General features: G+C 62.3%; 14 protein-coding genes. 1 reads left to right on the forward strand and 13 read right to left on the reverse strand.

Annotated features, from left to right (window positions below; translation table 11 throughout):
* Positions 1 to 64 precede the first annotated feature (64 nt).
* The 6 genes from O0882_RS10725 to O0882_RS10750 all read right to left on the reverse strand — a co-directional run bounded on the left by O0882_RS10725 (position 65) and on the right by O0882_RS10750 (position 4,100).
* Complete coding sequence (locus O0882_RS10725; protein ID WP_289947771.1) at positions 65 to 1,120, reverse strand: site-specific integrase; 1,056 nt, start codon at positions 1,118 to 1,120, stop codon at positions 65 to 67.
* Between the two features lie 331 nt (positions 1,121 to 1,451).
* Positions 1,452 to 1,886, reverse strand: coding sequence for a hypothetical protein (locus O0882_RS10730; RefSeq protein WP_289947772.1), 435 nt, complete (start codon positions 1,884 to 1,886; stop codon positions 1,452 to 1,454).
* 190 nt (positions 1,887 to 2,076) lie between these two features.
* On the reverse strand, positions 2,077 to 2,649 hold the full coding sequence (locus O0882_RS10735) for a hypothetical protein (RefSeq protein ID WP_289947775.1): 573 nt from the start codon (positions 2,647 to 2,649) through the stop codon (positions 2,077 to 2,079).
* 52 nt (positions 2,650 to 2,701) lie between these two features.
* Positions 2,702 to 3,358, reverse strand: a complete 657-nt coding sequence (locus O0882_RS10740) for an Imm26 family immunity protein (RefSeq protein ID WP_289947777.1) — start codon at positions 3,356 to 3,358, stop codon at positions 2,702 to 2,704.
* A gap of 44 nt (positions 3,359 to 3,402) precedes the next feature.
* Positions 3,403 to 3,870, reverse strand: a complete 468-nt coding sequence (locus O0882_RS10745) for a MepB family protein (protein WP_289947778.1) — start codon at positions 3,868 to 3,870, stop codon at positions 3,403 to 3,405.
* The gene (locus O0882_RS10750) at positions 3,867 to 4,100 is read right to left on the reverse strand and encodes a hypothetical protein (RefSeq protein ID WP_289947780.1); all 234 of its coding nucleotides are present in this window, start codon (positions 4,098 to 4,100) and stop codon (positions 3,867 to 3,869) included. The genes O0882_RS10745 and O0882_RS10750 overlap by 4 nt, the downstream gene beginning before the upstream one ends.
* 97 nt (positions 4,101 to 4,197) lie before the next feature.
* Between O0882_RS10750 and O0882_RS10755 the strand changes: the two genes are divergently transcribed.
* Complete coding sequence (locus O0882_RS10755) at positions 4,198 to 4,560, forward strand: TfoX/Sxy family protein (RefSeq protein ID WP_289947781.1); 363 nt, start codon at positions 4,198 to 4,200, stop codon at positions 4,558 to 4,560.
* On the opposite strand, the gene O0882_RS10760 is transcribed toward O0882_RS10755, so the two are convergent.
* The 7 genes from O0882_RS10760 to O0882_RS10790 form a co-directional block, all read right to left on the reverse strand.
* Positions 4,549 to 5,553, reverse strand: a complete 1,005-nt coding sequence (locus O0882_RS10760; RefSeq protein WP_289947782.1) for a 2-hydroxyacid dehydrogenase — start codon at positions 5,551 to 5,553, stop codon at positions 4,549 to 4,551. The genes O0882_RS10755 and O0882_RS10760 overlap by 12 nt on opposite strands.
* An 87-nt stretch (positions 5,554 to 5,640) precedes the next feature.
* Positions 5,641 to 6,834 carry a hypothetical protein gene (locus tag O0882_RS10765; protein ID WP_289947783.1) on the reverse strand — a complete coding sequence of 398 codons (1,194 nt, stop codon included), beginning with the start codon at positions 6,832 to 6,834 and terminating at the stop codon, positions 5,641 to 5,643.
* Positions 6,835 to 6,880: 46 nt separating this feature from the next.
* On the reverse strand, positions 6,881 to 8,071 hold the full coding sequence (locus O0882_RS10770; RefSeq protein WP_289947784.1) for a hypothetical protein: 1,191 nt from the start codon (positions 8,069 to 8,071) through the stop codon (positions 6,881 to 6,883).
* Between the two features lie 2 nt (positions 8,072 to 8,073).
* Entirely contained in the window at positions 8,074 to 9,633 is a 1,560-nt protein-coding gene (locus tag O0882_RS10775) for an MBOAT family O-acyltransferase (protein ID WP_289947785.1), read from the reverse strand.
* Positions 9,623 to 10,696: a glycosyltransferase family 4 protein gene (locus O0882_RS10780; RefSeq protein ID WP_354670261.1), complete on the reverse strand. Its 1,074-nt coding sequence runs from the start codon at positions 10,694 to 10,696 to the stop codon at positions 9,623 to 9,625. The genes O0882_RS10775 and O0882_RS10780 overlap by 11 nt, the downstream gene beginning before the upstream one ends.
* Before the next feature lie 2 nt (positions 10,697 to 10,698).
* Entirely contained in the window at positions 10,699 to 12,180 is a 1,482-nt protein-coding gene (locus O0882_RS10785) for a lipopolysaccharide biosynthesis protein (protein WP_289947788.1), read from the reverse strand.
* 15 nt (positions 12,181 to 12,195) lie between these two features.
* Positions 12,196 to 14,280, reverse strand: a complete 2,085-nt coding sequence (locus O0882_RS10790; protein ID WP_289947789.1) for a glycosyltransferase — start codon at positions 14,278 to 14,280, stop codon at positions 12,196 to 12,198.
* Between the last annotated feature and the right edge of the window lie 43 nt (positions 14,281 to 14,323).

Consider the following 14,323-nt stretch of genomic DNA (forward strand, 5'->3'; position numbering starts at 1 on the left):
TACAACCGCCAGCGGCGCCACTCGCGCCTCGGCAATGTTCCACCCGCGTTGTTCGCTGAAAAATTCAGCAAACAGCTACGGGCGGCTTGAAACAAGAGTGTCCGCTATTGACAGTACACCTCAGATCATGCGGTGTAACGGTCGTCTTGCCTGTACGCGACTGCAGCTCCCTGACGACTTGCATTGGGAGTCTACCTGATATCACAGAAAATGCCTTTGTAAGCGCCTCAGTCGATAGTGGTAAGTTAGACTTGGAATTCAGTAGAAATGAGTGCTGAGGGCGGCCTCGATAATTGCTGGCATATGAATCAATGATGCGTGCTGTGGTTTCGCTGGTTGGAATTTGCCTAATCGAATCTTTGGTTTTAATGCTCGGTTTGGAGTAGCGAGGATCTTGGGCAGCGCTTTCGTAAGCGTTTTCCCGAACATTGATCCAACAACGATCACGTCCCAATTTTGCGTCAAAAGCGCTCCTAATTGCGTCTGCAGGAAGTAAGAGAACCTCGCCGCGCCGTAATCCTTGGTGGAGCATCAGAATAAACGCCACGTACACACGCCAGCGAGTCTGAACGCGAGGAAACGGATTGTCTTTGGATTCAGGGTCTAGAATCTCATACAACACCTCAACGGTAGACGCTGGCAGCGAACGGAGCATTTCTGGCGTATTTCGTTTCTTCACGCGAAATTGGCTGTATAGAACTGACAGTTGATGAAGTCGGCTTTCGATCAGAAGCAATGTCTTGTGAGAATCGCTTTTTGCTATCCAAGACACAATCGAGGTCACGAAACCTAATCCTACTTGCCAACGTGTCTCATCAGCTTCAGTCGTTACGGCTTGATTGCGGATGGAAATGAACCATGATTCAAGCATTTCAGCCAGGCGGCAGTCACTCAATGTGCCGAGTGCGTCGTCCAGTGAGCCATGCCCACATAGTTCATCGGCGTGTTGGTACAGGTTCTCGATGTAGCGCAATTTCTTAACGTGTGTCGAATTGGCCAAGGCGCCAGTAACTGCGGCTGACCAAACGACTGCCCAGTAGCGCGGCAGACCATGTCGGTCGACCAAAACTGGACCTGCAAGGCTTGAAGGGATGTGCGTATCGGCAAGTTGAATTAGCATCTGCATCCTAAGTTCACCGCAACACCTAAACATACCATTAATCGGGTATGCGATTTGGTACTTGAGCAAAATGCGCAACACTCCGTAAACTACCAGTCCTTCGCATAATTTATATTATGTAAAATAGCTAAAAGAGTGCAGAATCAAAGCATTGTATGCAGCGCAGTACGCCGACATCAGCGCTTCGTCTTTGATTCAAGGAGATTTTGCGACATCACGGATGCAGCCTGTTGCGGGGCCGCTGCAGCCAGTCCCCGCGCAACTGCCCCTCCCATCTCAGTGCTTTGCCCATGGCCGGGCAGGTCGGGAATGATCACCCAACTCTAAACAACTATCCCGCTGGCGCCGCGCACTTCTTTACGGTACCGGCGTCATATTCGAACGATACGCTATTCGTTCCCTGGCCGCGGTACATGCTCTCGCCTTCCCGGATGGTCACCTGCGCGCCCATCTTGCACAACACGGCCGGTGCGCGCTGCACCCAGTCCAGCCTGCGCAAGGTGGCGATATTCCTGTCCCGCAGCGCCGCGCTCCAGCCCTCATCCTTGAAGCGCACCGAGTAGACCGCATGATGCAGCTGCACCCGGCTCGTCCGGTCAATCACATTCCCGCCATTCCGCAGCACCTCCGCCAGGTCACTCTCGATGAACCGCATCACGTCCGCACCACGCTTGGGCGTGTCATTGCGGCCAAACTGGTAAAAGACGAAGATCGCAAAGACGGTAAATAGCGCCTGATACACTTTTCCATCAAAAAAAGATTTCATTCCCGCTTTCCCATGCTGTTCAGTATGTGCACCCTGCCCTTGCGCCGGCAACGTCAGGCGATGTCCAGCAGCCTTGCCAGCCGCGGCTGATCCCCCGCCGCCACAAACCACCCCACCTGCCAGCGCTGCGTGCGCAGGGCCTGGGTAGATTCTGGCATGCACCATGGATGGTGCGCACCCATGTGCCGCGCTATTCAGCGCTATCTGCTCCTATCGGCTGATTTCTGGCGATCTCGTCCAGGTTTTCAAGCACAGTGTTCGTCAGGGGGGCGCTAACCCCGCGCACGAGAAGGCCAAGCAATCCGATTTCCCGCGTCATCACTTCCCGCTGATCGTAATCGGGATTTTCTGAATAGTGGAGTACATCCACTGTCTCAAGCACTTTTTCAACCGAAGCGCAAAAATCAGCAAGTCTCCCATACTGCATGTACTGAATCGCATAGCTGGCTGAAATAAGCGCATTTTGCGCAAGATCGCCCTCGATGGCACCAAACTCCTCGCTGTCAGGAATTACGGAATCAAGGGTCGCCAGCATATCGTTCAATACCTGTTCATCTTGAAAGCAGGCATCCCCGTCCAATGACAGTTCGACCATGTTCAAAAAATACCAGGACCTGCTTTCGCCATAGCGGACATCAAATTGTTCTACAAATGGCGCCAGACGCTTGATAAAATTAATCAATACCGCAACATTTTCACGCTGCGTGAGTCTGGTCGCTTCATTAATAATGTGTTGACCATATCTATTTATGATTAATTGCATTTCAACCTCCTTTTTCTCTGATTTTTCTGTCCAGGAAGGCAGGGTAAAGCCGTCATTCCGACGCGATCCCGCAGCATATACTGGAGCCGCCCCCACCGCCCTTGACCCTATTTTTTTTGGCTTGAACCGCCCACAGCTTGAATTTATCATCCATAGCTTCGGCCAGAGCGATCACCGTGGCGAGCGCCTCGGGATTATCTTCTTTCATGTTTTCAGGCAGTCTGTGATAGTCACGCGGCTCGTCCGCCTTAAATATACCGGCCAAATGCGCATTCACCCTGAGAATAAGATGCAGCGTTCGCCAGCAGATGGGTCGTTCGATCCTGGATACATCCTGGTCCCATTGAGACTTCGGAACTTCTTTCCCTCCGACCCAAAGATAACGAACAAATGAAAACGTGATTTCATCGTAGCGGGACTGCGATCTATCGTAATCAGGGTCAGAAAAAAGCACCCGCCACCTGGGTACTTCCGAAAAACTGAACGATGTCATCACCGGCCTGAACAGGCGTTGACTCATATCGATATCTTCCATGCAGGCTGGCGGTATCGTATAGAACCTTGAAAAAACCTCCAGCAAATAACCCATATTCACCGGAACATTTTCAATAAATCTCGCCATCACAAAGCCTTGCTCTTGCGACTGATTGAGCGCGGGGATATAAAATACATCTCCCGGCTTCACGCTTTTCCCTGACAGTTTTATCATGGCTTACTCCGGATGATAATGGAACGGAACCAGCTCCTCTATTTTCAAGCTTGCAACAAGCGAACAATCCCGGATAAATCCTCTTGGCCCACAAACCACTCCCCCTGCCAGCGCTGCGTACGCAGTGCCTGGCCCGATTCCGGTGTACACCAGGGCGGATACACGCGCAGCGCGCGCTTGCCGCCGCTGCCCGCGCGCGACATCACGCCCCGCTCCAGCAGCACGCTGCGCGGAACAATGAAAAAGCCGTGCCGCGCACCATCGTCGTTGGCCACGGCGATGATGACGATATCGACGGGGTCCGCTTCATCCAGCGGGGCGATCTCGGCATCGGGATGGGGGCGCTTCCAGACGGTGACGAACTGGCCGGTTTTCGTCGGCGTGGTTTTGGCCACGCGCAAGACCAGCCGCTTGCCGTGCAGTTCGGCGCGGCAGGCGCCGTAGTCCGCGCTTTCCGCTTCTGGCACAGGCGCTTGCGGCAAGCCCAGGAAGGCCCATGGACTGGCCTTCATTGCGCGCTGAACTCGGCTGCGGCCTTGGCCGCCCACAGCGCCTCGGCGTGGCTGGCGAACGGGCTGTCATAGCCGTCGACCTTGCCGTCTTCGTCGACAAAACACAGCCACCAGCCGTCGCCCTGCTCGCGGATGGCTGTCTGGCCCGGCGCGCAGTGGGTTTCAACCGGCTGGTCGGCCGCCAGGGTCGCGATGGTGATGCCGCGGTGAATAATATGCTGGGGTATCATGGAAAGTAAGTCATGTGAAAAAATCAATGGCGATAGTGTAGCCGCGCCGGCCTATCCTGACCAGTGCGCTACACTGTTCGTTCACTCGGAGGACGACATGGCATCACAGCAAGGCACGGTGGATTATTTGCTCGACCAGCTGGCGGGCGCGGGCAGCATCAGCGCGAAAAAAATGTTTGGCGAATATGGCCTGTATTGCGACGGCAAGATGTTCGCCATCGTCGCCGACGACCAGCTGTTCATCAAGCCGACGGACGCGGGCCGCGCCTGGATCAGCGCGCAAGACACGCTACAGGAGGCGCCGCCCTACCCGCAAGCCAAGCCGTATTTCCTCATCGATGGCGGCCTGTGGGACGAGCGCGACTGGTTGTCCCAGCTGGCGCGACGCACGGCGGACGCCTTGCCGCTGCCGAAACCCAAGCCGCCGCCCAAGCCCAAAAAACCGGCTTCAAGCAGCTAATACGCTGTTTTCGCACGCCTTGCCCTGCAGGAAACATTGCAGGTTGTGATAGGTGATGGCGGCGATCTCGCGCAGCGCTTCGATGGTGAAGAAGCCCTGGTGGCCCGTCACCAGCACGTTCGGGAACGTCATCAGGCGCTGGAAGATGTCGTCGTCGATGATGTCGGACGAGCGGTCCTGGAAGAACAGATTGCTTTCCTGTTCGTACACATCGATGGCCAGGGAGCCAAGCTGGCGCGATTTGAGCGCTTCGATGACAGCGCCAGTGTCGATCAGGCCGCCGCGCGAAGTGTTCACCAGCATGGCGCCCTTCTTCATCAGCGGCAAGGTGGCTTCGCTGATCATGTGGCGCGTGCTGTCCATCAGGGGGCAATGCAGCGAGACGATGTCAGACTCGGCCAGCAGCTGCGGCAGTTCCACCATCGTGCCCAGCTGCGCGAACGCGGGCGCCGGATACGGGTCGTGGCCCAGCACCGTGCAGCCAAAACCCTTGAAGATACGCGCCGTGGCCAGGCCGATCTTGCCCGTGCCGACGATGCCCACCGTCTTGCCGTGCAAGGTGGAGCCCAGCAAGCCGTCCAGCGAAAAATTGCCTTCGCGCACGCGGGCATACGCGCGGTGCGTGTGGCGGTTCAGGGTTTGTACCAGGGCCAGGGTGTATTCGGCCACGGCTTCCGGAGAGTAGGCAGGCACGCGGGCGACAAACAGGCCCAGGCGCTTGGCCGCTTCCAGGTCGAGGTTGTTGTAGCCGGCGCAGCGCAGCAGGATGGCGCGCACGCCATAGCCGTGCAGGGCTTCCAGCACGGGCGCGTCGAGCACGTCGTTGACGAAGACGCAGACAGCCTCGGCGCCTTGCGCCAGGATCGCGGTTTCCTGGCTCAGCAAGGCGCTGTGGTAGACCAGTTCGATGCTGTCCGGCTCGGGTTGGGATGGCAAGGCTTCATCGAAGAAACGGCGGTCGTAGGGCTGGCTGGCAAAGAAGGCGATTTTCATGGTGAGTCCTGGAACTTGCTGAATGGCAAAACAGCATCATAGCGCAAGCGCCCTGCCCCACGGCGTACGCCTGGCACATGCCGCCCCTTATTTGGGTTCGCGCGGCAAGGTCAGCACGTGGCGCAGATACGCCGTTTCTTCGGCGTGCTGCAGGTGGTAGCGCTCGCGCGCGGCGCGCGTGGCCGCCTGGTGGGCCGCGATGCCCGTTTCCGTCAGCTCGACGCCGAAGTCCGCCGGCACCGGCTCAGGGCCGCCGAACAGGCGCGCCAGGATGAAGCGGCCCACATTGTCGCGGTAGTGCGATGCTTCCCAGTAATAGCGCATTTCATGCGCGCCCGTCACTTGCGGGATAGCCTCGCTGGTGATGCTGTTGAAGCCGGAAAAATCCACCAGGCGCACGTCGCAGCCCTGGCGCCGGTAGCGCCCGGCCATCCGCGCCAGGTCGCGCTGCCATGTTTCCATGGCGTCCCACTTGCCGCGCCAGTACAGGGCGTCGAGCGTGAGCGCATGCGTGGGATTGATGTACAGGCGCAAGCGCGTGCCGCCCTGGCACAGCTTGCCGACGCTGGCATCGAAGGCGCGCAGCGCGGGGGCCGTCGGCCCCAGGCCATCGCCAAATTCCTGCAGGCGCGGCGTGAAGGCGCGCGCCGTGCCGGTCCAAGTACGGTTGCGGCTGGTGAGGCAGGACTCGTCGCGCTGGCCGTGCAGCGCCAGGCTGGACAGGCACACGCCGTCATAGGTGCCGCTGAGGATGCGCCAGGTGTCGCGCGTCATGTCGACAGTCAGGCCGCGCTTGATGTTGAGCAAGGCGCGCCGCGCGAAGAACGCGGGGCCGCCATCCGTCAGGCCCGGTTCCACGCCGGCCGAGCCCAGTTCCAGCGAGAACGAGGGGGCGTCGATGCCCCACACCATGGTGTCGACATGGCTGACCCTGGCCGCGTGCTCGGCCAGGCGCATGGCCTCGCCGATGGAGGCGCCCGAGACGGCGCTGTTGAAGACGCTCTTGCCATCGAACAAAGCACGCATGCTGCTCACCGGCAAGCCCATTTCCGTGCGCGAGTTGCCGATATACACGACGGCAGGCCGGTAGCGCGCCACGGCATACGTCTTGCCCCACACGCTGAGTTTTTCGGTCGTCGGCCGCAATCGCTGCAGCAGCGGGCTGTCCCACTGGTGCAGCAAGTACGGATCGACGTGGTAGTTCACGGCCGAAACGAGGGCCAGCGCGACCAGCACGCAGGCAAAGAAGATGGCGAGGTAGCGGCGGGCGGTGGTATCCATGGTCAGCATTGGAAGGTGAAAAATGGCGTATTTGTGGGGCTTTGCATCAACGCCGGATCAGCGGCCCGTCCAGCACCCGCTGCGCATAGGCCGCCTCACGCGCATGTTCCACGCGATAGCGCTCGCGCGCGGCGCGCGTGGCCGCCTGGTGGGCATCGATGTTGGCCTGCGTCAGCTCCACGCCGAAATCGGCCGGTACCGGCGTGTCGCCGCCAAACAAACGCGCCAGGATCAAGCGGCCCACATTGTCCCGGTAATGCGACACTTCCCAGTAATAATGCATGTCGGGCTTGCCGCTGACGAGCGGGGTCGCTTCGGTCGTGATGCTGTTAAAGCCGGAAAAATCAACCAGGCGCACGTCGCAGCCGTGCAGGCGGTGGCGTTCGACGAGCTGCACCAGGCCACGCTGCCAGGCCTGCATGGCATCCCACTTGCCGCGCCAGTACAGCGCGTACAAGGTCAGCGCGTGCGTGGGGTTGATGTACAGGCGCAGGCGCAGGCCTGGCCGGCACAGCTTGCCGATACTGGCGTCGAGCGCTGGTGTCGAGGGCGGTGTCGGCCCCAGGCCGTCGCCGAATTCCTGCAGCCGCACGGGAATGGCGTCCTTCGTACCGAGCCAGTGCTTGATGCCCTTGAGGGTGCAAGTCTCGTCGCGCTGCCCGTACACGGCCAGGTTGGAGCGGCAGGTATCGCCGGCATGGCCTGTCAGGATGCGCACGCTGTCCTGCGTCATGTCCAGCGTCAGGCCGCGCTTCAGGTTGACCAGGGCGCGCCGGGCAAAAAAGCCGTGGCGGGCGCCCGTCAGACTGTCTTCCACGCGCGCCGCGCCCATGTCCAGGGAAAAAGTGGGCGCGTCGATGCCCCACACCATGGTCTCGACGCGGCTGACCCTGGCCGCATGCTCGGCCAGGCGGATGGCGTCGCCAATCGAGGCGCCGGAGACGGCGCTGTTGAAGATGCGCTTGCCGTCGAACAAGGCACGCACGCCCGTCGGCAAGCCCATTTCCGTGCGCGAATTGCCGATGTAGATGATGGCCGGCCGGTAGCGCGCCACGGCGTAGGTCTTGGCCCAGGCGCCGAGCTTTTCGTTCAGCTGGCGCGGGCGCTGCAGCAGGGGACTGTCCCACTGGTGCAGCAGGTAGGGGTCGACCTGGTAATTCATGAACGAGATGGCGCCGAGCACCAGGCCGACGCAAGCGAGGAAGCAGACAAGATAGCGGCGGCCGGAAGTGTCCATGCTCAGAACTGGAAGTAGAGAAACTCGGTGACCCGGTTCATGCCGAAGATGCAGGCGACGAACAGCGCGGCAAAGCCCACGCTCCAGCGGCGCGTGGGGCGCCAGCTGAAGGCCCAGCGCCCTGAAGGTTGAAAGATTCTTTCAATGGCAGGCTCGTAGAGAAAGAAAATTTCTTGCGTGTTTGGCGCCTTGAAAGCCAGCAACATGGCGCCCAGCAGCACGGGCAAGCCCGGCCCCGCCAGTTCGATCCAGCGGATGCCGTCGAAGGCGGGATGCAAGCCCCATTGCGCCAGGCTGGCCGCGTGGTTGCCTAGGCCGCGCGGCAGGCTCACGCCGTTCGCGCCCAGCAGCGCGCCGGTGATGTCCCAGGCCGTGGCCACGTCGGGCGCGCGGAAGAAGATCCAGGCCAGCATGACGGCAAGAAAGGTCAGGACGCCGGGCCACCAGTGCAGCCAGCGGTAGACCCGCGCCGCGCCGAACGCGCGTTGCCATGCCTGCTGCAGCACCAGGTACAGGCCGTGCAAGCCGCCCCAGATGACGAAGGTCCAGCCGGCGCCATGCCACAGGCCGCCCAGCAGCATGGTCAGCATCAGATTGCGGTAACGCATGGCCTCGCCGTGGCGGCTGCCGCCGAGAGGTATGTATAAATAGTCGCGCAGGAAACGCGACAAGGTCATGTGCCAGCGGCGCCAGAAATCGGCGATATTGGCCGCCTTGTACGGCGAATTGAAGTTCAGCGGCAATTTCACGCCGAACAGGCGCGACAGACCGATGGCCATGTCCGAATAGCCGGAAAAGCCGAAATACAGCTGGAAGGTGTAGGCCAGCACGCCGATCCACGCCTCGATCAGGGTGGGCGTGGCCCCGGCCGCAAAGACCGGCATGGCCAGCGGCGACAGGTTGTCGGCGATCAGCACTTTTTTGGCCAGCCCGATGGTAAAAATCGACAGGCCAATGGCGAAGTTGGCGGCACGCGGGTGGGCGTTGGCCGGGTCGGCGAACTGCGGCATCATGTCGCGGTGATGCAGCACGGGGCCGGCGATCAAATGGGGGAAATAGCTGACGAACAGCACATAATGAATGAAACGGTACTCGCGCACCTCGCCCCGGTAGCAATCGACGAGGAAGGCGATCTGCGTGAAGGTAAAGAATGAGATGCCGATCGGCAAGATGATGTCGAGGCCGGACCACGACAGGCTGCCAGCGCCAGCTCCGGCGGCCACGGCGACGGCATTCACGCTGTCGATGAAGAAATTCGCATATTTATAGTAGGCAAGCAAGCCCAGGTTCAAGGCCAGGGCCGCCACCAGCACGCGCTTGCGGGCCGCGCCCGCGCTGGTCCCCAGCAAGCGGCCGGCACCGTAATTGACGCAGATGGAGGCCAGCAGCAGCGGCAGGTAGCGCACGTCCCACCAGGCATAGAAGAACAGCGAGGCGAGCGCCAGCCACAAGGCCGGCGCCAGGCGCCAGCTGGCAGAGGACGTCAATCGATCCAGCAGAAAATAGCCGGCCAGCACGATGGGCAGATAGCCGAACAGGAAGGCGAAGGAGTTAAACAGCATGTTGCCTCCTGGCAGGCAAGGACTGCAGCTGGTCGTAACACTCGGCAATCTGGGCCGCTACCCGCTCCCACGTAAAACGTTCCACCAGCGCTTGCACGCGGGCGCGCTCGGGCGGCAGCGCCAGCAAGTCGAGGATGGCATGGCGCTGCGCGGGGCCATCGTCCCAGGCCACCTTGCGCAGCGCAAACGCGGAATCGGGCAAGTCCAGCGCGCTTTGCGCCGTCATGACGACGGGCGTGCCGGCCGCCAGCGCTTCGAGCACGCTCAAGGGAAACACTTCGCCCTGGCTGGGCAAGGCCGCCACGGCCGCCGCATGGTAGGCGCTGGCCAGCAGCGGGTCGGCGTGCTCGAGCGCACCCAGCCAGCTGACGTGCGGCAAGTCCAGCAACTGTTGCAGATACGCCTGCTGTTCCCGGGGCGCGGCGCCGATCAGTACCAGGGGCAAGCCGGCCCCCACCAGCGCCTGTGCCAGTCCCAGCTGGTTTTTATACGGTGAAATGCTGCCCACCATCAGCACGAACGGCCCGGCGATGCCTGTTTCGCGCAGGAACAGGTCGCCATTGGCCGTGAAGAAATGCGGATTGATCCCGTTGGGCAAGACGCGGATGGCGTCCGCCCCCATGCCGAAACCTTGCACGATGGCATCGCGCTCGGCCTCGCCCAGGGCAATCACCACGTCGGCCAGCTGCAGGGCGCGCCGCGTTTGCGCATAGCTCGTTTGCACCATCCACTCCGTCAGCCGCCCTGCCAGCCGGTCGGCCAGCCGCGCGCGCCAGGCGCTGGCGCGGCCCCAGCCGGGCGACAGCAGCGGCGACAACACCACGGGCACGCCTTGCTCGTTTGCCATTTCCATGATGCGGTAAGTGCCATTGCTGGCCGAAAACACGTGCAGCACGTCGAAATCGGCCAGCCGCTGATGGTTGGCGTCGACCAGTTGCACGTCCAGGGGCCGCGCCGGTAGCTGGGGCAGCCGGTTCAGCGCGGCAATGGTTTCGCGTACCTGGATCTGCAAGCCGCCGTCGCGCTGGAACAGCATCGGGTAAGACAAGATACCGACACGCATGGTCATCCTTTCGTGCATTTGACAGCCAGCCAGCGGGCCGCCAGCTTGCGTTGCAACAACGAAAACTCGCCAGCCAGTTCATGTTTCAACAGGAACAGACCGGCCAGCCAGCACAGCAAGGTAGCCAGCGCCGTGCCCGTCAGCGCCAGCAGCGCCGGCGTATCCACCGGCAGGCACAGCAGTGCAGCAAGGGGCGCCACGGCGCTGAGTCCGCAGAGCAGCAGGCTTTTGCGCACGGCCCGCGCCAGGGTGCGCCAGTCGAGTGCGCTCAAGCGCCGCAGGCAGCCATACACCAGCCAGCTGCGCAGCACATTGCTGAGCACCACGGCCCAGGCCACGGCCTCCAGGCCGAACGGCGCCGCGGCCAGCAGCAGCGCCACTTTGATGGCGCCAGCGCAGGCATCGAGCCGCACCTGCGCATGCAGCTGGCCCGTCGCCACGAACAGGTAGCGGGCCATGCTGAACATGCTATACACGGCCGAGGACAGGCACATGATGCGGATCAAGGGCACACATCCTAGCCATTGCGTGCCATACAACACCTTGACCAGGGGCAAAGCCATGCAGGCGAGGAAGAGAAAAAACGGCCAGGCCAGCGCCGTCATGTAGCCGATCGTGCGCAAATACACGAGCTCCGCCCCGCCCTTTTCCCCTTGTCCGCCACCTTCGCGCGCGCGCGCCGCGAACAGGGGAAACACCACGGGAGAAATCGCGCTGGTGATGGCCTGGTTGAAAATATTGAGCACGCTTTGCGCCTTGCCGAACAGGGCCAGACTTTCAATGCCGATCAGCTTGCCGATGATCAGGTCCGGCGCCGCCACGCCCGCCTCGTCGACCAGACCGCCACCCGTCGCATACGCGCCAAAACGGGCGATGGCACCCATGCCGCGCCGTCCCGGCAGCCACGGCAGTTCGCGGGGCCGCACCAGCAGGCTCACCAGCAGCGAGGCGCAGGAACCGGCCAGCGCCGCCCATACCATGCTCATATAACTGTAGCCCTGCTGCGCCAGCAGCACGGCCACCAGCAGGTTGACCACGCTATTGGCCCCATTGATGGCGTAAATGGCGCGAAAGCGCAGTTGCCGGCGCAACATGGGAAGTGTCAAGGCACTGAACGGTATCAGCAGGAAGTTAATTGACAGCAAACGTAGCACGAGGGTCAGCCGGGGTTCGCCATAGAAATGCGCCAGCGGTGCACTGGCCAGCAGCACCAGGCCCGCCAGCAGCCAGGCGACAAGCAGGCTGGTGGCCAGTGCGGCCCGCAGTTTCACGGCATCGAGCTGCTTTTCCTGGATCAGGTATTGCCCCACGCCGAAATCGCGCACCACTTGCGCCAGCGCCACCAGCACGGCGCCCAGCGAATACACGCCAACCTCGGCCGGCGTCAACAGGCGCGACAGCACCATGGTGGCGATGATGCCCAGCAGCAGCACCGTGTATTTTTCGGCAAACGAAAACAGAAACGAATGGCGGGTGGCGCTCATGCGGGCCGCCCGCGCCTACACGAGGCCCGCATAGAACTGCCGCAACTGGCGTTCCAGGCGCGGCATCGAATAGCGCTGCACGGTTTCCTCGCGCGCCAGCCGTCCCATGCGGGCGCGCCGGGGTGCATCGACCAGCAACTTGGCCACGGCCGCGCAGGCGGCGTGCTCGTCATCGAGCGGCAGCAACAAGCCGCCTTCACTATCGTGCAGGATATCGCGGGTGCCCGGCACGTCCGTGCCCACGGCCGGCACGCCGCAGGCCATGGCCTCGATCGTGGCGATGCCGAAACCCTCGTTTTTACTCAGCAACACATGCAGGTCGAAGGCCGGCATCAGCAACTCGACGCGCTGCCGGAAGCCGGCAAACACGACTCTGTCCTGCAAACCCGATTGCTGCGCCTGCAGCCGCAGCATGGCGTCCAGCGGCCCCGTGCCCACCAGCACTAAATACAAGTCGGGAAACTGCGCGGCCAGCCTGACGAACAGGGCCAGCAGCGCTTGCGGGCGCTTTTGCGCGGAGAGTCGCGCCACGCAGCCGAGCACTAGCGCGTCCGGCGGCAGCCCCAGTTCCTTGCGCGCCTGTATTCTCCGTTCGGGCGAAACAGTAAAAGTGTCCGTATCGACGCCGTTGGGAATCACGGCCAGGCGCGTCTGCGGCGCCAGCATGTCGCGGTACAGGTCGAGGAAATGCCGCATGGCCGAGTCCGACACGGCATACACGCCTTTGACGCTGCGAAACGCCTCTTCCAGCCGGGGCCGCTGCCAGTCGCTGAAGGTTTCCAGGGGAAACGCGTTGTGCACGCTGATCACGGCCGGCAGCCGGCATTGCCGCGCCAGCCACAGGATGGAGGCGCCATATGCCGTCCAGCAAAACGCCACGTGGACCAGGTCCGGCCGCAACCGCCGCAGCCGCCATGCGCCCGTGACCCTGGCGCGCAGCCAATTCCAGCGGCGCCACGCCCAGTGTTCGAGAAACAAGGGCGGCTCGTACACGCGCACTTGCATCTGTCTTGCGCGCAAGTCTTGCGCCCAGGCAGTAAAACCGGGAAAGCGCCGCAGCGCCAGCACGCTGTCATAGCCGCTCGCGCCCAGCATCTTCGCCTCTTGCGCCATGCGCAGCTCCATGCCGCCCAGCTCGCCCGAATAACTGCTGATGACGATACGCGGCAGGCGTTTGCGCCGTCCCCGCCACGCTTCGTGGAAGAAACCGCGCAGCCAGGCGCGTTCCCACTGGCGCAGGAACAGCTCGGCGTGGTCGCGCCGCAGCCAGGCCCGCACGGCGCCGAGCGACTCGCGCAGGTATCGGCCCAGCATCCAGCGGGGCACGCCCAGCAGCTCCACGCTGGGCGCGAATGTCGCCAGCCGGCATTGGCCCCGGCCAAACAGCATGGCGCGGCGCAGTATCCAGGCCCGCTGCACTTGCGGGGCACGGATGATGTGCGCCACCCTGGCTTGCGGACAGAACCAGGAAGGGTTGCCGGCCGCATGCATTTCCAGGTTGAGCCGGGTTTCGCTGCCCATGGCGTAATTGGCTCCCTGCGGGCCGATGCTTTCGTCATAGCGGGCGCCCGCCTCGAAGATGCGGCGGCGGATGGCCATGTTGGCGCCCCACACCAGACCCGGATAGATGGGGGCGTCGCGCAAATCGGGACTGGTAATGCCCCACGTCAAGCCGACAGGCGTCAGGCGCAGCAGCCAGTCGGCCGGCTTTTCCCGCCAGGCGGGCACGATGGCGCCGCCGAACAGCGCATAGCCGGGGTGCTCACGCGCGCAGTCCTGCAAGCGGCACAGCCAGTCGGATGCGGGCATGGCGTCGTCGTCGCCAAAGACGAACAGCTCGCTGCCATCGCCGTTTGAGCGCAAGGCGTGTTCGACGGCGCCGTTCAGGGCGGAACTGCGGCCGCGCCGCGCCACGTAGATATAGCTCAAGGGCAAGCGGCCGCGAAAGGCGGCGATCACCTGGGCCGTGGCGTCCGTGCTGCCATTGTCGGCGATGACCAGGCGCCAGCCGCCCACGGGCGGTCGCAGCCCCATGTAGGCGCGCAATACCTGGGGCAAGGTGCCGGCGCCATTGTAGGTCGCCATGAGAACGGTCAACAAGGACATGCCTCCTTGGTCTTACCATGACAAAACTATGCATCAA

Origin of the sequence: Janthinobacterium sp. SUN073 (assembly GCF_030397665.1) — a bacterium.
Classification (GTDB): Bacteria; Pseudomonadota; Gammaproteobacteria; order Burkholderiales; family Burkholderiaceae_D; genus Janthinobacterium.

Excerpts from the sequence above, each read along its gene's own strand:
- O0882_RS10725 (WP_289947771.1), bottom strand. The coding sequence starts at position 1,120 with ATGCTAATTCAACTTGCCGATACGCACATCCCTTCAAGCCTTGCAGGT.
- O0882_RS10730 (WP_289947772.1), bottom strand. The coding sequence starts at position 1,886 with ATGAAATCTTTTTTTGATGGAAAAGTGTATCAGGCGCTATTTACCGTC.
- O0882_RS10735 (WP_289947775.1), bottom strand. The coding sequence starts at position 2,649 with ATGCAATTAATCATAAATAGATATGGTCAACACATTATTAATGAAGCG.
- O0882_RS10740 (WP_289947777.1), bottom strand. The coding sequence starts at position 3,358 with ATGATAAAACTGTCAGGGAAAAGCGTGAAGCCGGGAGATGTATTTTAT.
- O0882_RS10745 (WP_289947778.1), bottom strand. The coding sequence starts at position 3,870 with ATGAAGGCCAGTCCATGGGCCTTCCTGGGCTTGCCGCAAGCGCCTGTG.
- O0882_RS10750 (WP_289947780.1), bottom strand. The coding sequence starts at position 4,100 with ATGATACCCCAGCATATTATTCACCGCGGCATCACCATCGCGACCCTG.
- O0882_RS10755 (WP_289947781.1), top strand. The coding sequence starts at position 4,198 with ATGGCATCACAGCAAGGCACGGTGGATTATTTGCTCGACCAGCTGGCG.
- O0882_RS10760 (WP_289947782.1), bottom strand. The coding sequence starts at position 5,553 with ATGAAAATCGCCTTCTTTGCCAGCCAGCCCTACGACCGCCGTTTCTTC.
- O0882_RS10765 (WP_289947783.1), bottom strand. The coding sequence starts at position 6,834 with ATGGATACCACCGCCCGCCGCTACCTCGCCATCTTCTTTGCCTGCGTG.
- O0882_RS10770 (WP_289947784.1), bottom strand. The coding sequence starts at position 8,071 with ATGGACACTTCCGGCCGCCGCTATCTTGTCTGCTTCCTCGCTTGCGTC.
- O0882_RS10775 (WP_289947785.1), bottom strand. The coding sequence starts at position 9,633 with ATGCTGTTTAACTCCTTCGCCTTCCTGTTCGGCTATCTGCCCATCGTG.
- O0882_RS10780 (WP_354670261.1), bottom strand. The coding sequence starts at position 10,696 with ATGCGTGTCGGTATCTTGTCTTACCCGATGCTGTTCCAGCGCGACGGC.
- O0882_RS10785 (WP_289947788.1), bottom strand. The coding sequence starts at position 12,180 with ATGAGCGCCACCCGCCATTCGTTTCTGTTTTCGTTTGCCGAAAAATAC.